The sequence below is a fragment of the Anoxybacteroides voinovskiense genome (assembly GCF_014196205.1).
GTDB classification, from domain to species: domain Bacteria; phylum Bacillota; class Bacilli; order Bacillales; family Anoxybacillaceae; genus Anoxybacteroides; species Anoxybacteroides voinovskiense.
Genome location: NZ_JACIDE010000018.1, coordinates 25,577 through 41,562, shown reverse-complemented (window position 1 = coordinate 41,562; position 15,986 = coordinate 25,577). Strand labels below are relative to the sequence as shown.

General features: G+C 42.3%; 20 protein-coding genes. All 20 read left to right on the top strand.

Annotated features, from left to right (window positions below; all coding sequences use genetic code 11):
- Nucleotides 1-116: 116 nt before the first annotated feature.
- The 20 genes from GGR02_RS11830 (at nt 117) to GGR02_RS11735 (ending at nt 15,985) form a co-directional block, all read left to right on the top strand.
- Nucleotides 117-410 (top strand): hypothetical protein, encoded by a 294-nt coding sequence (locus tag GGR02_RS11830; RefSeq protein WP_183185151.1) that lies wholly within the window; start codon nt 117-119, stop codon nt 408-410.
- Between the two features lie 205 nt (nt 411-615).
- Nucleotides 616-846 carry a hypothetical protein gene (locus GGR02_RS11825; protein ID WP_183185149.1) on the top strand — a complete coding sequence of 77 codons (231 nt, stop codon included), beginning with the start codon at nt 616-618 and terminating at the stop codon, nt 844-846.
- A 50-nt stretch (nt 847-896) separates the two neighbouring features.
- Complete coding sequence (locus GGR02_RS11820; protein WP_183185147.1) at nt 897-1,043, top strand: hypothetical protein; 147 nt, start codon at nt 897-899, stop codon at nt 1,041-1,043.
- Nucleotides 1,043-1,390, top strand: a complete 348-nt coding sequence (locus tag GGR02_RS11815) for an HNH endonuclease (RefSeq protein ID WP_183185221.1) — start codon at nt 1,043-1,045, stop codon at nt 1,388-1,390. The genes GGR02_RS11820 and GGR02_RS11815 overlap by 1 nt, the downstream gene beginning before the upstream one ends.
- A 120-nt stretch (nt 1,391-1,510) precedes the next feature.
- On the top strand, nt 1,511-1,897 hold the full coding sequence (locus GGR02_RS11810) for a phage terminase small subunit P27 family (RefSeq protein WP_183185144.1): 387 nt from the start codon (nt 1,511-1,513) through the stop codon (nt 1,895-1,897).
- 6 nt (nt 1,898-1,903) lie between these two features.
- Entirely contained in the window at nt 1,904-3,631 is a 1,728-nt protein-coding gene (locus GGR02_RS11805; RefSeq protein ID WP_183185142.1) for a terminase large subunit, read from the top strand.
- A 15-nt stretch (nt 3,632-3,646) separates the two neighbouring features.
- On the top strand, nt 3,647-4,807 hold the full coding sequence (locus GGR02_RS11800) for a phage portal protein (RefSeq protein ID WP_229706207.1): 1,161 nt from the start codon (nt 3,647-3,649) through the stop codon (nt 4,805-4,807).
- Nucleotides 4,804-5,379 carry an HK97 family phage prohead protease gene (locus tag GGR02_RS11795; RefSeq protein ID WP_183185140.1) on the top strand — a complete coding sequence of 192 codons (576 nt, stop codon included), beginning with the start codon at nt 4,804-4,806 and terminating at the stop codon, nt 5,377-5,379. The genes GGR02_RS11800 and GGR02_RS11795 overlap by 4 nt, the downstream gene beginning before the upstream one ends.
- Nucleotides 5,376-6,647, top strand: coding sequence for a phage major capsid protein (locus GGR02_RS11790; protein ID WP_183185138.1), 1,272 nt, complete (start codon nt 5,376-5,378; stop codon nt 6,645-6,647). The genes GGR02_RS11795 and GGR02_RS11790 overlap by 4 nt, the downstream gene beginning before the upstream one ends.
- A 14-nt stretch (nt 6,648-6,661) precedes the next feature.
- Entirely contained in the window at nt 6,662-6,922 is a 261-nt protein-coding gene (locus GGR02_RS11785; protein ID WP_183185137.1) for a head-tail connector protein, read from the top strand.
- Nucleotides 6,903-7,229 (top strand): phage head closure protein, encoded by a 327-nt coding sequence (locus tag GGR02_RS11780; protein WP_183185135.1) that lies wholly within the window; start codon nt 6,903-6,905, stop codon nt 7,227-7,229. The genes GGR02_RS11785 and GGR02_RS11780 overlap by 20 nt, the downstream gene beginning before the upstream one ends.
- The gene (locus GGR02_RS11775) at nt 7,229-7,618 is read left to right on the top strand and encodes an HK97-gp10 family putative phage morphogenesis protein (RefSeq protein ID WP_183185133.1); all 390 of its coding nucleotides are present in this window, start codon (nt 7,229-7,231) and stop codon (nt 7,616-7,618) included. Before GGR02_RS11780 ends, GGR02_RS11775 begins: the two co-directional genes overlap by 1 nt.
- Complete coding sequence (locus GGR02_RS11770; RefSeq protein WP_183185131.1) at nt 7,615-7,938, top strand: hypothetical protein; 324 nt, start codon at nt 7,615-7,617, stop codon at nt 7,936-7,938. The genes GGR02_RS11775 and GGR02_RS11770 overlap by 4 nt, the downstream gene beginning before the upstream one ends.
- A gap of 11 nt (nt 7,939-7,949) precedes the next feature.
- Nucleotides 7,950-8,519: a major tail protein gene (locus tag GGR02_RS11765; protein WP_183185129.1), complete on the top strand. Its 570-nt coding sequence runs from the start codon at nt 7,950-7,952 to the stop codon at nt 8,517-8,519.
- A gap of 53 nt (nt 8,520-8,572) precedes the next feature.
- Nucleotides 8,573-8,860 (top strand): phage tail assembly chaperone G, encoded by a 288-nt coding sequence (gene gpG / locus GGR02_RS11760; RefSeq protein ID WP_183185127.1) that lies wholly within the window; start codon nt 8,573-8,575, stop codon nt 8,858-8,860.
- An 11-nt stretch (nt 8,861-8,871) separates the two neighbouring features.
- Complete coding sequence (locus tag GGR02_RS11755) at nt 8,872-9,039, top strand: hypothetical protein (protein ID WP_164834587.1); 168 nt, start codon at nt 8,872-8,874, stop codon at nt 9,037-9,039.
- A gap of 13 nt (nt 9,040-9,052) precedes the next feature.
- Nucleotides 9,053-12,145, top strand: a complete 3,093-nt coding sequence (locus GGR02_RS11750; RefSeq protein ID WP_183185125.1) for a phage tail tape measure protein — start codon at nt 9,053-9,055, stop codon at nt 12,143-12,145.
- Nucleotides 12,145-12,873, top strand: coding sequence for a distal tail protein Dit (locus GGR02_RS11745; RefSeq protein ID WP_183185123.1), 729 nt, complete (start codon nt 12,145-12,147; stop codon nt 12,871-12,873). Before GGR02_RS11750 ends, GGR02_RS11745 begins: the two co-directional genes overlap by 1 nt.
- A gap of 12 nt (nt 12,874-12,885) precedes the next feature.
- Nucleotides 12,886-14,571 carry a phage tail protein gene (locus tag GGR02_RS11740; RefSeq protein ID WP_221210838.1) on the top strand — a complete coding sequence of 562 codons (1,686 nt, stop codon included), beginning with the start codon at nt 12,886-12,888 and terminating at the stop codon, nt 14,569-14,571.
- A gap of 10 nt (nt 14,572-14,581) precedes the next feature.
- Nucleotides 14,582-15,985, top strand: a complete 1,404-nt coding sequence (locus GGR02_RS11735; protein ID WP_221210837.1) for a hypothetical protein — start codon at nt 14,582-14,584, stop codon at nt 15,983-15,985.
- Nucleotide 15,986: the final 1 nt, after the last annotated feature.

Sequence of the window (15,986 nt, the reverse complement as noted above, 5' to 3'; positions counted from 1 at the left end):
ATCATTGTGTGCACTCGTTTTGAAAAATGTGATGAAGCTAGAAATATCAAGGGATTTCGGCATTAGGCGAGTGCATCAGTCTGTAAATTGAAGTGAAGTCATTGGAGGGAAAGTAGATGTTAGTGGATGAAGCGAAAAAGCGTATCGAATATTTACAAGAATATATTCGAATGATTGAAAGCTACACACCGACAACGATGGAAGAAGAAGCGGTGTATTTGTATGTGCAGCTGGAAAGCGTCACGAAAGTAGTACAGGAACTTAACAAAAAAGGTTATCGGATCGGAAATAGGAAGTTGACGACGGTGGATGTATCCAACATCATTAGAAGTAAACCGAAAGACGAAATGCATGAAATGGCAAAGCGGATGTTCACGAAAAACAGAAAGCGGGGAAGTCGATACTGGTGAGTGGATGATGGCACAATTTTGGCACAATCATGGCACAGCGTTTTTGATAGGAAGTGCTATGATGATAACATGAAAGACTTTGGTTGGAGCGGGACGCCACTTCATTTGGGGTGGCGGTTATTGTTTTGTCGAGATTTGACGAACGAATGGTGTAGGAAGATGGCTCCTTTCGTCGTATTGAGTAGGCACAAGGAGGAGAATGCGTATGACTGAAAAAGAAATTAAGTTACTAGAAATGGTTAAAGACCATGCAAATATGTTTTACGATGGGCATTTTGTGTTAATGAAATTTACTGGTAATTGGAGAGCATGCTTTGGAACACCTTCGGGAGATTGTAGAACGCAAATAGAACAGATGGTTGAAGGTAAAACTCTTGAGGAATGTCTGTCAAAACTATTAGAAAAACCAACATCAGCTTACGATTTTAATTATTGAAGAAGCACCTGTCATGGTGCTTTTTTATTTTATGAAAGGAGCTGATACACATGCAAATCATTCGGGAAACGGCTACGCATATTCAAAAGTGGGATTCAGAAAACAAGCGAGTCGTAATGGAGCGAAAAGACGAGGTGGCAGAGAAGAAACCGGCACAAAACAAAACAACGACTAAAAACAAAGTAGCTGATAAATGATGCGGTATTGCAACTATAACGGCTGTAATCGTCGCATCGATCGTGGTTTGTATTGCGATGAACATAAGCCAAAGCGAAAGCACCAGTCGAAAAACAAACCGTTCTACCGATCGCCGGAGTGGCAGCGAATGCGTGAATACATTTATGAACGTGATGGAGGTTGCTGCAAAGAATGCGGACGATTTGTATTTGGGCGGCAGGCGCACATCCATCACATTGTACCGATTAGTGAAAATCCCTCTCTTAAACTCGAGCCTAGCAATCTTATTTTGCTGTGTGAGTCGTGTCATAAGAAAGTTGAAGAAGGAAGTCGGAAGTGGGAAGAACGACCGTATTTCTTTTGTTGATATAATGTATATTTATTACATTTAGCCCCCCTACCTATGATTTTTGGTAGGTTGTGGGAAAAAGACCGCGGTCGGCCGTAAACGTACGCCAAAATGAAATTTTTAAAGGGGGTGTGAAATTTGGATAAAAAAATAAAAGCGTCACTAACAAAAAAACGAAAAAAGGAACGGGAGCGGATTGTTGGTTTACTCAAAGAAAATGGCACTTATAACAAGTCACTTGAACCGTTGCTAGAGCTGTACTTAGATGCCTATATGGTTTATTCGCAAGTGTATGAAAAGTGGCAAGAGGAAGGATTTCCTGCGACAAAATCGCATACAAACAAGGCTGGTGCGACAAATGAAATGAAACATCCACTTGCTCAGCAAACGGCCGATTGGAATACGAAAATGAGCAAGTTGTTGGAACAGTTAGGTTTGACACCAAAAACACAAAAACAGATTACTGGAGAAGTGGCAAACGCTACAACAGACGCTTTTCAAGCATTTGCGAATAAATGGGACTGATGTTTTATGATTGAGCGTGGTGTGAATTATGCAGACCAGTTTGCAAAGAAGGTGAAAAGAAACAAAAAGAAGTATCCGCAAACTGTCCAGAAAGCTGTTGAGCGTTATGAACGTTGGAAAAAACGAAAAGATATTTGGCTTGATTTAGACGCTGCCAATCGGGCGATGGATTTCATGGAAACGTTTTGTATTTATGCAGAAGGAGAAGTTGCTGGGCGGCATTATGAGTTAAAAGATTGGCAACGGTTTGCATTCACAAACATTTACGGTTGGAAAAAGAAAGACGATAACGGTCAAGATGTGCGAGTGATTCGTACAAGCTATATTCAAGTTCCGCGGAAAAATGAAAAAACAACGATTGCAGCTGGTGCAGCAACCTATGCGTTATATGCAGATGGTGAGTTTGGTGCCGAATGCTACACTGCTGCGGTAGATAAAGAGCAAGCGAACATATCTGCGAAAAAAATAGCGATTACGATTGAAAATAGTCCAGACTTGAATCAGCGAACACAAATTTATAAGGGACCAAAAGGCGGCGTGAATGCGATCGTTTACTCTTTTACGGTCAATGGCAAGAAGTTTAAAAATACATTGCAACCATTGTCTAGAGAAACGAAAGGACTTGATGGGAAAAATCCTCATTTTGTTCTTTTAGACGAGGTGCATGCGCAAGGAAATGCGGATATGTACGATGTTTTAAAGTCTGGCATGGGGGCAAGACGACAGCCGTTAATGATGATCGTTTCGACGGCTGGCAAAGGTACAACATCTGTCGGCTTGCAAATTTATGATTACTGCAAAAAGATTTTAAATGGCGAAATTGACGACGATTCTTGGTTTGTTCTTATTTATGAGCCTGATAAAAACGATCGGTGGGATGACCCTGCTGTTTGGGCAAAAGTGAATCCAAACTACGGTATTTCAGTGAAGAAAGATTATTTAATGAATCAGTTTAAAGAGGCGCAAGTGTCGGCGGAACGAAAAGACGAATTTTTAGCAAAGCACTTAAACATTTTTGTTCGTTCCAGTGGTACTTATTTTGAAAGAGATATTGTTGAAAGATGTTTAGTCAACGACTTAGGTGATTTAACAGGCATGACGTGCGTGGTCGGTTTGGACTTATCGAAAACAACCGACTTAACGTGTGTGAGTTTAAACTTCCCTGTTGTGGACGAAAGCGGAAAAGCAAAATTGAAAGTAAAACAAATGTATTTCATTCCATCGGAAGGGCTAGAAGCTCGGGAAAAGATGGAAAACATCCCTTATCGTCATTTAGTGGAACGTGGTTTTGTGACGTTGTGCGAAGGGAAAACGATCGATTACGATATGGTGTTTGAGTACATTAAGGAACAATCTCAAATGTATGATATTAAACAAATTAACTATGACCCAGCACATGCGGTCAAGCTAGTTGAAAAGCTAGAAATGGAAGGTTTTGATTGCGTAGAAGTACGGCAATATCCTTCCACACTCAATGCACCTTTCGATGATTTAGAAATTTTAATGTATGAGGGGCGCGTCGAAACCGATAATCCATTATTGATTTACTGTACGGAAAATGTCGTTGCTTTTATCAATACACAAGGGCTCAAAGCACCGTCGAAAAAGCAAAGTCAGTACAAAATTGATGGCTTTGTGGCCATGCTTACAGCTCATAAGGAAACGATGAATATGATGATGGACGTTAGCGAAGAAGAATATATGGCAATGATCGAAGTGCTTTATAAGCGGTAAAGGAGGTGATGATGATTGGGATTATGGCAGCGGCTTGCTGGGTGGTTTAAACGTTCTAAGTTCAATGTTTTTAGCAACTTTTACTGGAACTACGGCGGTTATGTGACCGACGAAAACATCCTTCAATCCTCCGACATTTATAATTTGATGAAACTAATCAGTGACCAAATTGCGCTCACTGATTTTTTTATTGAGGACGAGGCAGGAAATGACGTTAATGACCCATATACGTTGCGAATTTTGCGCAATCCGAATCAATATTTGACTGAATTTGAAATGAAAAAGCTTATCGTCAACACGCTTTTAATACGTGGAAAAGTCTACATTTTCAAAAACGAAAATGAATGGCACGTATTAAACGGTGTCTACTCCGAATTGTTAGAGGACGGAAGCAAAATTTACAGTGTTGGTGGTGTTCAAATCCCTGCGGAAATGATTGTTCACGTCAAAAATATTGGGACAAATCATTTAGACGGTGTGGGATTGTTAGATTTAGCACGTCAAACGCTTGAAGGTGTCATGAATGCGGAAAACAGTTTAACAGACAAGTATCGAAAAGGCGGCTTGCTTGCGTATTTGCTGAAATTGGATACGCATATTGCACCGAATAACCAAGCGCAAAATGCAATGATTATGGCCATTCTTGACAAGTTAGAACAGACTGGGCAAGGAAATAAAATTCAGTTAATCCCACTTAGCAAAGGGTTTGAGATTGAAGCGTTACAAAGTCCAGTGGATGACGAGAAAATTCTTAAATATCTTTCGGTGTACAAAAAAGACTTAGGAAAATTTTTCGGTGTGGACTTGGAACATTTACTCGAGTTGCAAAAGACGGATATGGAGCAATTCATGATGATGCTTTATACGACCGTACTACGTCCGATTATAAAAAACCTAGAGCAGCACTTGTCAAAGTTATTTTTCCCTCAAGGCGGGCGCCGGATTCGCTTCAAGATTAATCCGTTAGATTATGTGACAATGAAAACGAAAACGGATATTGCTTACAACTTAGTGCGAACGTCTATTGCGACACCAAACGATGCGCGCGAAATGCTTGGATTCGATCGTTTAGAACAAGATGAAGCGAAAAAACTATACATTTCTAAAGATTTAATCGGTCTCGATAATCTGGAGGCGACGCTAAAAAAGGTGATTAAAGGAGGTGAGACGTCATGAATGAGAAAGAGAAGCGAATTTTTACGCTGTCAAACATTGAAATACGTGCTGGTACCGAAGGAAGCTCGCAAGTCATTGAAGGCTATGCGAGCATTTTTGATTCTCCAACGATGATTGGTGATATGTTTCAAGAAACGATTGCGAAAGGAGCATTCGCCAAATCATTAATGGAAAAAGCAGATGTCCGTGCGCTTTTTAATCATAATTGGGATTATGTTTTAGGGCGGACGAAAAGCGGTACGCTTACGCTTGAAGAAGATGAGAAAGGATTGAAATTTCTTGTCACGCCACCAGATACGAGTTGGGCAAAAGATTTAATGATTTCTATGCAACGTGGTGATATCAATCAATGTTCATTTGGCTTCCAAGTCGTTCGGGATTCATGGAACTGGGACGTAGAGCCAGCACAGCGAACGATTCAAGAAGTAAAGCTCTATGAAATTAGCATTGTCAGCCTTCCAGCTTATGAGGATACAGAAGCATATGTCCGCGATCGGTTCACAGAACAGCGCGAACTTCATTATGAAAGACAAAAACTAATCAAACAAATTGAGGAGGCGTTGAAGCGATGAAAAAGTATTTATTACGTCGTAAAGCACAATTGGAAAAACGACTAAAGCAGCTTAAAGAGCTATTAGAAAAAGGTTCTGAAACTCGTTCAATGGAAGAAGTACAGGCAGAAGTCGATGAATTGACAGCTGATTTAGATGCGGTAAACGAGGCTCTCGCAGAGTTTGATGAAACAGACGATAATAATGGCAACGGAGTCGGTGAAGGTGAAGAAGACGACGAAAACGCAGACGATGAAGAACAAGACGAGGGCGAAAAGCGCTCCATCTTAACACAAGAACAGCGTGCTGGTTTAACAAATATGATTAATCAATCTCTTTCCTCTCGTGTTCAAGTAAAAACAAATGAAATGAAAACACGCAACGCTTTTTGCCGATATCTTGTAGGGCAAATTAGCGAAAGTGAAGCGCGGGCAATGGGAGTTCAGACGCACGGCGGGAATGTACTTGTTCCAGAGTCGTTGGTGAAAGAAATTATTGCCTATGCCCAAGAAGAAAACTTGTTACGAAAATATGGGAAGGTTGTACCAACAAAAGGGACACAAGGCTTTCCGATTTTAATTAAAAAAGCGAAAGCAAACCGTGTGAAAACAGAGCGTGCATTGAACCAACCAATCCCAGAGACGGATATTGAATTTGATGAGTACTATTTGAATCCAACGGAAACGGATGCGCTTGTGCTTGTGACAAAGAAGCTTCTTGCAATGAGCGAGATGAATGTGGAACGAATCGTTGTGGACGAATTAAAGAAAGCTTACGTGCGTGAAGAAGCGGAGTTTTTCTTCAATAGTGCAGACAATCCAGGTGCGCTAATTCGCAAAGCGGTCGCTTTTACACCGACAGCAACAGACATTTACGACAAGTTTGTGCAACTTAAAAACAGTTTGCCAACGTCCATGCTTAAAAACGCGCGTTGGATGATTAACCGTGCGGCATTGACGGCAATTGAAACGATTAAAACGGCAGACGGCTTCCCACTTTTGCGCCAAGATATCGGATTAGAAGGTGGCTTCGGCTATCGCTTACTCGGTTTCCCGGTTGATGTGACAGATTTCGTGGATGCAGGTACACCGAATATTCAACGTTTGTATTTTGGTGATTTTTCAACGTTCTACATTCAAGATGTTGTCGGCACGATGGAAGTGACGAAATTAATTGAGAAATATGCCGATACAAACCATGTCGGTTTTAAAATTTGGCATTTAAATGATGGACAACTTGTATACGGTCCGTTTGAGCCGTCTGTCTTTAAGCTTGAGTTAAATGCGTAAGCGGGTGAAGAGGCATGGCAGTCTCCGTTGACATGTTAAAGGAACATTTGCGAATCGATGGGAGCATGGAAGATGCCATGCTCTCTTTCTATTTAGAAACAGCGAAAAAGTATGTAAAAAATGCGACGGGAACGGAAGCAGATCATTTAGTGCTCATCGTCGCTTCTATTTTTTACGAATATCGGGTGAGCGAAGAAGAAATGGGAAAAGCCTTTAATGCATTGACGCCATTTTTTGTGCAGGAGGCAATGATAAATGGCGCGACGACTGACTAACCAATTTAAACATCGCATTACAATCCAGCAACAAACCGAAGAACAAAACGAAAACGGCTTTTCGTCAGAGGAATGGCAAGACCGTCATCACTTATGGGCAGCGATTAAAACGTTGCGTGGGCGAGAATATTACGAAGCTGCGACAACGCAAAACGAAAATACGGTACGTTTTGTTGTGCGCTACACAGCGGGGATTACACCCGATATGCGTATTCAATATAAAGGACGCACGTTTGAAATTTTGTCTGTCATAAATGATGATGAGCGTAATGTCACGATGACGATTGTGGCAAAGGAAGTGGTGTGATGGGCTTTAAGTTAGAAGGTATGCAAGAGTTGTTAAAGAAGTTGGAGACGTTGGGTAACGAAGCTGAGCAAGTCAAACAAGAAGCACTTATAGCTGGTGCAAAAGTTGTGCAACAAGCAGCCTCACAAAAAGCGCCACGCGATACGGGGAAGCTAGCGGAAAACATTGTGATTTCCGATGTGAAAGAAGATGGAACTGTCGATATCGGACCGGATCGTGATCGTTTTTATGGGCTGTTTGTCGAATTTGGTCGAAAAGCAGGAGAGAAAAAAGGACGAAAATACCCGAAAGCAGACCCTCATCCTTTTTTACAGCCAGCTTTTGAGGAAAACATCGATCGTGTGCAGGATGAAATGGCTGATGTCATTCGGCGGGAGTTGAGGTTATGAGTCTAAACAAGATGATCATTGACACACTAAAACCTCTCGGTGTTCCAGTCGCGTTCCAAACATATGAGGGAAAAGAAAAGACGTATATCACCTTTTTTGAATATAATCAGTTTTCCGCGCTAAATGCGGACGATGAGGAGCAACAAACGTCACATTTTTTTCAAATTGACATTTGGAGCAAGACGGACTACACGGATCTAGCACAGCAAGTCAAAGAAAGAATGATAGTAGCAGGATTTCGACGCACATCGGAAGTGGATTTATTCGAGCAAGAAACAAAAACGTACCATAAAGCAATTCGATTTTCTTATATTGATTAGGAGGGAATAAGATGGCAGTAATCGGTTTAAAACATCCATATGTAGCCAAGTTGATGAAGGACGATTTCACCGGCGTTCAGTACGATACGCCAAAGCGATTGGCGAAAGCGATTGAAGCGAAAATAAGCCCGAAGGTAAACACTGAAACGTTGTATGCGGATGACGGGCCAGCTGAAGTTGCATCGTCTCTTGGTGAAATTGAAGTAGAAATCGGAGTGGATGACATTTCAACAGAGATGCAGGCATTTCTATTAGGCGCAACGATTAATGATGATGGTGTCGTGATTCAAAAAAGCGGTGATACAGCGCCATATGTCGCGCTTGGATTTATTCTTCCTCTTTCGAACGGAGGGCAGAAATATGTGTGGCTGTACAAAGGGAAATTCGAATTGCCGGAAGAGCAATACAAAACAAAAGGCGATAAAGTTGAATTTCAGACGCCAACGTTGAAGGGGAAATTTGTAAAAAGGGAATTTGACGAGGCTTGGAAAGCATCAGTGAATACGAAGGATCAGGGTGTTGATCCAGCAGTCATTCAAAACTGGTTTAGTACTGTCTATCAAGAAACAACAACGCCGTAAAGGGAAAGGGGAAGCCCTTTCTCTTTTTCATTTCATAACGTGGAGGGATGAACATGCAAATTACATTATTAATCGATGGTCAAGAGAAAACATTTACTATTCCATTCGTCAAAGCGCGTATGTTTCGTCGTGCATTGGAACTTCGTAAAAAATACGACTTTAACAATATTGATGTGGAGGCGTTGGACTCTATCATCGCTTTTATTGTTGAATTGTTTAACGAACAATTCACGGTCGATGAATTTTACGACGGCATTGCGGCAGATCGCCTCATCCCGACAATTTCAGATTGCATGAATAAAGTCATTGGAGTGGCCAAAACCAGCGACCCAAACGTGTAACGGGGTCTGAAATGGACCCGTATGACGCAGTGAAAGAGTTTTACCTCACGCACATTAAGAACGGCGTACCGATGTATCTCGTCGATGAGATGGACATCGGTTTTTATTTTGAGCTTTTGGACTATGCAGAAGAAAAAGAGACACGGAAAGAACGATTGATGGTTGAACAGCTGTTGTAAAGGTGGTGAAACGATGGCGGAAGTTGGTACGTTGCGAGTGTCACTTGGATTAGATAGTGCAAATTTCACGACGAGCGTTGAGGCTGTCAATCGCAAAATACGGCTCGTTGACGCTGAGTTTAAAGCGGCTACTGGTGGTGTAAAGGATTTCGAGAATAGTTTGGAAGGATTGCAAATCAAAGCGGATTCCCTCACACAAAAGCTACAGTTGCACGAGGCGAAAGTCGCTGAGTTAAAGCGCAGATATGAAGAAAGTGCGCAGACGAAAGGAAAAGACGCAGCTGAAACCGAGAAGCTTCTTATTGCCTATAACAAAGCTGTCGCAGAAATGAAAAAGACAGAGGCACAGTTACAACAAACAAATAAAGAGATTGAAAAGCAATCGGACGGCTTTAACAAGTTAGAGCAAGCAGTAACGCAAAGTTTGCAAAAAATTGACCAGCAGTTGAAAGTGATTGATTCCGAATTTCGCGCTGCAACAGCAGGTATCGAAAATTTTGGCTCAACGTCTGAACAATTGCGTACGAAAGCAAATAGTTTGGCGCAAACGCTCGAATTACAGAAAACGAAAGTATCAGAATTAAAGCAACTATATGATGAAAGTGTAAAGGCAAAAGGAGCAGATGCGAAAGAAACGAATGAACTGTTAATCGCTTATAACAAAGCGACAGCAGAAATGAAAGAAACCGAGGCGCAGCTACGGCAACTGAACCAAACGATTCAACAACAAGCAACAGCTTGGGGACAACTCCAAACAAAATGGAACGAAACCGGCCAGCGCTTGCAAGACGTCGGAAATAATCTTCAATCGTCGGGTGCGCAAATTGCTGCCTCATTCGGTGTAGCAAGTGCAGCGATTGGCGGAGCGCTTGGTGCAGCAGTGAAAAAGTCAGCGGATTTTGAAGCGCAACTTTCAAGGGTTGGTGCAGTCGCAAATGCAACGCCAGCAGAACTAGAAAAGCTAAAACAATCGGCGCTTGATCTTGGTGCGACGACTTCCAAATCAGCAACAGAGGTCGCTCAAGGGATGGAAATTATGGGGCAAATGGGGTATAACACAAATCAGATTCTTGCCGCAATGCCAGGGGTTATCGCGGCGGCTGAAGCATCTGGAGAGGATATGGCGCTTGTTGCTGATACTGTGTCGTCAGCATTGAATGCCTTTGGATTATCAGCAGGAGAAGCAGGACGAGTGGCTGACGTGCTTGCTCAAGCGGCAAATGACTCTGCGGCGGGAATCGAGGATATGCAATATACCTTCAAATATGCCGCGCCGGTAGCAAAATCGCTAGGCATTTCCCTTGAAGAACTTGCAGCCGCAACAGAAATTATGGCGAATAACGGTATTAAGGGAGAAACGGCTGGTACAACATTACGCGCTTCCCTTATTAACCTTTCCGATCCTTCCAAAGAGGCGAAAAAAACACTTGAAGAACTAGGAATTCAAGTGACAGATTCACAAGGTCGAATGCTACCTTTCGGTAATATTATTGGGCAGCTTTCTGAGAAAACAAAAAATATGAGTAATGCGCAAAAACTTGCGGCACTTTCTACTATTTTTGGGACGGAAGCCGCAAGCGGTATGCTCACGGTCATTGAAGCTGGACCACAAAAACTAGACTCTTTAACAAAGTCCCTCCAAAACTCAAGTGGGGCGTCCAAAGAAGCGGCTGAAAAAATGAAAAACAATTTAAAGGGTGCGCTTGAGGAACTAGGCGGCGCTATTGAAACCGCACAAATTTCTATTGGCGATGCATTAGCACCAGCTATTCGAGTGGTTGCAGAGGCGATACAAGGTTTATTTAATGTTTTTAACAGCTTACCAACAGGTATGCAGCAATTTATCGCAATTGGAGCGGCCGTTTCAGCTGTGCTACTCGGGGTTGTTGCGACAATCGGTGTAGTATTGTCGATTGTAGGAACCGCCATGCAAGGGTTTGGGGCGTTGGCAAGCGTGCTGGCTAGTGCTGGTGGAATGGCAGGGGTCTTTTCAAGCGCGATAGCTGTTATTACCGGTCCGATCGGGATTGCGATCGGGGCAATTGCTGGATTAGTAGCTATTGGTGTTGTGCTGTATAAAAACTGGGATGAAATCAAAGCGTTTCTATCGGCAACATGGGAAGGAATAAAAGCTGTAGCTGCGGCTGTTTGGGATGGACTGAAAACGTATTTTATAACGGTCTTTAACATTTATAAAACGATTTTTACAACCATATGGGAAGGAATTAAAACGGTAGTCACAACGGTTTGGGAAGGACTAAAAACAGCAGCTACAGCCATTTTTGAAGGGATAAAAGTGTATTTTACAACCGTACTCAACATATACAAGACGATTTTTTCAACTGTTTGGAACGCAATTAAGACAACTGTTGTCGCCGTTTGGGATGGATTAAAAGCAACAGCAACGACTATTTTTAATGCGATCGCGTCATTTTTATCGAACGTGTGGAATGGTGTCAAAACGAGCGTTAGCAATATCGTTAGCAGTTTATCTTCTGCAGTGCAAAACACATTCAACAGCTTAAAAAGCGCTATTTCTAATATCTTTAATGGTGTAAGAGACACGATAATCAACATATGGGAAGGTATCAAAAACACCGCAAGAAGTTGGGCAAGTAGCTTTGTGGAAATTGGTAAAGATTTGCTTCGTGGCATATGGAATGGTATGAGCAACATGGCGGATTGGCTATGGGACAAGGTTAGGTCTATGCTTTCTGGATTAACGAATAAAATTAAAGACTTTTTCGGTATTCGCAGCCCGAGCCGTTTGTTTGCGGAATACGGGGGATATTTGTCACAAGGTTTAGCAATTGGTATTACGGACGATGCGAAACTAGCCGAAAACAGTGTTGTTGATATGGCAAAACGAGTAGCAAAAGCCGGTCAACAAATCGGCAACATCGCTCTGCCAAGTATAAAGCCAGCGGCGATTCAGCATGTTGTTGAAACGAATGTGGTCGGTAACGTTATGTCAGGCGCTGCGAGCGGAGGACCGACAATCATCATCGAAAATATGGTCGTTAGAAACGACGAGGATATATATCGCATTTCGCGCGAGTTATACTCGATATCTCAATCATCCCGTAAGGCAAGGGGGATGAGGTAATGTCGGGATTTTCTTTCAATGGAAAACACACAAGGGAAATGGACATTCTTGTCACAGATTTAAAGATGCCACTTGTGTCAAATATGAAAGATACCTATGAGTCCGTACCCGGACGCGATGGCAATATTCTTTTCTCAGGCTGGCTAGAAGATAAGCGAATCGAATGCACACTCGGTGTTCGTTGCACGCGCTCTGAACGAATCCCTAAACTGCGTGAAGTGGCGCAATGGCTCTATACGCGAGAACGAAAGCAACTTATTTTTGACACGTCGCCGGATGTGTATTATATGGCGAAGGTGGCAGGACAAGTGGACGTTGAGCATTTGCAAGGGATATCGCTTGTGAAGGTGGCGTTTCAAGCGGAGCCATTCGCATATAGCGTCAATAAGACAAGCGTATCGAAGCAAATTACCGCAAGCGACAAACAAATCACTCTCGAAAATAACGGAACATATGACGTGTTTCCAATAATAAAAATATCGAACGCTAATACAAATTCCTTGTCTTTGACGGTCGGTAACGACAAACTAACTATTTCAAATACCATCCAATCAAGCGATGTACTAACGATTGATTGTGATGAAATGACTGTTCTGTTGAACGATACGAATATTTTAGACAAAACGACGGGCACTTTTTTGTCTTTGCAGCCGGGCACAAATATAATGACCGTCGAGGCGCAGAATACGCTAAACGTATCGGTGGAATGGCGCGAACGATTCTTGTAGGAGGTGAGAGCGTTGAGTTTTTCAAGAAAAATCGAACACCAGATGGTGCTATATGACCTTACCGGCAAGCCACTCGGTGTTCTGAAAAATGCGTACAACATTGAACATGAAGAGACATTAAACGACGCAGAAGTGCTCACGTTTTCACTTCCTCGTGATGATCGTCTTGCCCGAGTGATGATGAACGACATGGAAATCATCTATATGGGCAAGCGCTTTTTTATTTCTGAAATGAACGATGGACGCGATGCGAATGGAAAACCGATTTTCGATGTTGTTTGTCCATCGTATTTCGTGAAATTGCTCGATACGTTTCTAATCGAAATTACCATTGACCGAAAGACACCGAAAGCTGGGCTGGAACAGATCGTTGCTCGCACGGGTTGGGGAGTTGGGCGTGTAGAAGCGTTGTCGTCACAAGAAACGCAACACTCGATGAGTGAGAAGAGGAAGTCGGCGCTTTGGGCGATTCGACAGTGGACGAAAATTACAGGGCATGAAATCCAATTTGATACAGTAAAAAAAGAAATCAACCTTGTTAAACAGATTGGGACGAATCGTGGCTATGGCTTTCGGTATCGTAAAAACTTGAAAGAAATCAAACGGACAATCCGCGCGCCGGAAGCGACAGTCTTGTACCCGTACGGAAAGAACGGGCTGTCCATCGAGAGTGTAAATGACAACAAACCGTATGTCGAGGACTACTCTTGGTATACGAGTTTAGGAATCCCGTTGATTGAGGCAAAGCAAAAGTATCGCAAAGAGTATGTGTGGGAAGATGAGCGTTTCTTGCTTGCTGGAGACCTCATGCGTGCGGCACAAGAAAAACTGAAAGTATTGTCGCAACCTGTTATTTCGTATCAGTGCAAAGTCATCGACTTATCTGCATTGACAGGAAATTCACAATATGAGTTTTCTGTTGGGGACTACGTGAATGTTTTTGATGATGAGCTTGGAATTAACGTTCAGACGCGGATTGTTCGTATGCGGCGTTTTCCCGATGAACCGTATCGAAATGAAGTGGAGTTGTCGTATATTATCCCAGGCATTCATACGCAGGAACAAGACCAACTCACTTCATCTGATGTTTCGTTGTCCCAGCCTTCTTTCATTGTCGGAACGAATGAAAAGACTCTTTCTATCGGTACATCTGTGCAAACAGCTCTTTCACTTGTTATTACGAACTTTAGTTCCGCAAACGCACAAGTGGGTCTATCGTTAATAGGACAAGCATCGACGGCGATGACCGTTGAAATATCATTTATGTACGGCGGGAAACCGACATTTAATACAATCAAGCAAACATGCCAAGCTGGATTTGTGACGATCGGCGTTCCATTTCTCATATTACAAATGCCTCCCGGATCGGCGTTTTTAGATGTGCAAATGAAAACAAGCACCGGAACGTTGACTATTGACCCGCGTGGTCTTCAAGTGTTTGTGTATGCAGCAAACTTGCTCGGCGGTATTTCCGATCGCTTACCGCGCGCGAATGCAACAGAAGAAATTCAATGGAAAAACGCAATTTCACCATACACAAGCCGTTTCCAATCGGTTGTTAACGGTCGAATTGTCAGCGCACAAGTACTTGTTCCGGTATCTGCAAATATCACGGAAACTATCAATCAATGGCGAACGCACGACCAAATTCGGCCGTTCCCAGCGGTGTCAAGTACAGTACAAATCACATTGAAATGAGGTGGAAGCGTTGGAATTTGATATGGAACGAGCGTATCATTCACTCGCTAGAAAAGAAAATTTCGTGACTGGTGAAGTTATTGAGATGTTGAAACATAAAGTCAGTTCCATTCCGATTCGCGGTTTTACAAAAGTAGAGCTTTTTGACGAAAAGCGATTCGGGAAAAAAGTTGAAGAAGTCACGGCGGAAAACTTTATTTCAATAAACATGAAGGATTACCTTGAATACATTCTCATTCGAGAATACTCTCAAATTGGCGCATGGTCGACAAGCAGCAAAACGTATTACGAATCAAATATGCGACCAATTACAAGTAGATTTTTTCCGTTTGATACTATCGCCCTCACGACAGATTCAAGACCGGAAAATCCGCAAAATGAGCGTGTTGTGATGGGAGATATTGTCGGCTTTGCCTTCAAAAATGAGTATGTTGGTACAGACACAAAACGCGGGACGATTAACACGACTGAAAGTTATACAGATAAAGGAATCGCTCATTTTGTTTTTGATTTTTCAACGCAAGCAGCAAATGGGACGTTTTCGTCGGTTGTGTGGTATTCAGACATAGGAAGTTCTTCGTCAATATCAAGCCAACGATACTATCAGAAAAATTATGAGTGGTACGTAGCATTGAAAGGGAATAACGGAATATCGAGCACCTCTGATTATAGAGGTGGTCTATGCTTTGATGGCTCTAGTTTTTGGACGATGGAAGCGACAGGAAGTGGAGCAAGAAAAATCATGGAAATATTAGTTACACCTGGGACGAACGGAAAAAATGCGACTTTTACAATTGGTCGTGTTTGGGATACGAACTTTTCATCATCTTACGATGTCGCTTATGATATGACTTATGATGCAGATTTTATCTATTACGTGATGGGGAATAGAGGTAGTTATAATACAATCTATAAAATCAAAAAGTCAGATGGAACAAAAAGCACCATCACACTTTCTGGATTCCAGTATTTATACGCAATAGAAAGAGTAGGGGCATATTTTTATGTGTTGGGACAGTCTGCGACACAAGTGAATGGACAATATCCTTTACGCTGGGCAAAATACGATAGCAACTTCAACATTATCGAGGCGAAAAATATTTTTGACACCAATATCGCAGCGTATGGGATGGCATATAACCAGCAGAAAAACGAAATTGCGGTTCGCACAAGTTGGGGGCTTTTTATTTTTGATTTGCAAATGAACAGACTATCATACGCAATTTCACAGCCGAATAACACTTTCGCATACCCAGGCATAGCTGTCAAAGATGGAGAGTATTTCTTGCGCGATGAATACTCTTTCTTTATGGCTGAATTAGGCTCGTTAGGAGCACGAAACCTTCTCCCAACACCAGTGACGAAGACGAGCACAAACACGATGAAAGTAACGTATGATTTTATGTTTGTATAGG

What these genes read in the sequence shown, in the direction of transcription:
- GGR02_RS11830 (WP_183185151.1), top strand. Translation starts at nt 117, where the DNA reads ATGTTAGTGGATGAAGCGAAAAAGCGTATCGAATATTTACAAGAATAT.
- GGR02_RS11825 (WP_183185149.1), top strand. Translation starts at nt 616, where the DNA reads ATGACTGAAAAAGAAATTAAGTTACTAGAAATGGTTAAAGACCATGCA.
- GGR02_RS11820 (WP_183185147.1), top strand. Translation starts at nt 897, where the DNA reads ATGCAAATCATTCGGGAAACGGCTACGCATATTCAAAAGTGGGATTCA.
- GGR02_RS11815 (WP_183185221.1), top strand. Translation starts at nt 1,043, where the DNA reads ATGCGGTATTGCAACTATAACGGCTGTAATCGTCGCATCGATCGTGGT.
- GGR02_RS11805 (WP_183185142.1), top strand. Translation starts at nt 1,904, where the DNA reads ATGATTGAGCGTGGTGTGAATTATGCAGACCAGTTTGCAAAGAAGGTG.
- GGR02_RS11795 (WP_183185140.1), top strand. Translation starts at nt 4,804, where the DNA reads ATGAATGAGAAAGAGAAGCGAATTTTTACGCTGTCAAACATTGAAATA.
- GGR02_RS11790 (WP_183185138.1), top strand. Translation starts at nt 5,376, where the DNA reads ATGAAAAAGTATTTATTACGTCGTAAAGCACAATTGGAAAAACGACTA.
- GGR02_RS11785 (WP_183185137.1), top strand. Translation starts at nt 6,662, where the DNA reads ATGGCAGTCTCCGTTGACATGTTAAAGGAACATTTGCGAATCGATGGG.
- GGR02_RS11780 (WP_183185135.1), top strand. Translation starts at nt 6,903, where the DNA reads ATGGCGCGACGACTGACTAACCAATTTAAACATCGCATTACAATCCAG.
- GGR02_RS11775 (WP_183185133.1), top strand. Translation starts at nt 7,229, where the DNA reads ATGGGCTTTAAGTTAGAAGGTATGCAAGAGTTGTTAAAGAAGTTGGAG.
- GGR02_RS11770 (WP_183185131.1), top strand. Translation starts at nt 7,615, where the DNA reads ATGAGTCTAAACAAGATGATCATTGACACACTAAAACCTCTCGGTGTT.
- GGR02_RS11765 (WP_183185129.1), top strand. Translation starts at nt 7,950, where the DNA reads ATGGCAGTAATCGGTTTAAAACATCCATATGTAGCCAAGTTGATGAAG.
- gpG (WP_183185127.1), top strand. Translation starts at nt 8,573, where the DNA reads ATGCAAATTACATTATTAATCGATGGTCAAGAGAAAACATTTACTATT.
- GGR02_RS11755 (WP_164834587.1), top strand. Translation starts at nt 8,872, where the DNA reads ATGGACCCGTATGACGCAGTGAAAGAGTTTTACCTCACGCACATTAAG.
- GGR02_RS11750 (WP_183185125.1), top strand. Translation starts at nt 9,053, where the DNA reads ATGGCGGAAGTTGGTACGTTGCGAGTGTCACTTGGATTAGATAGTGCA.
- GGR02_RS11745 (WP_183185123.1), top strand. Translation starts at nt 12,145, where the DNA reads ATGTCGGGATTTTCTTTCAATGGAAAACACACAAGGGAAATGGACATT.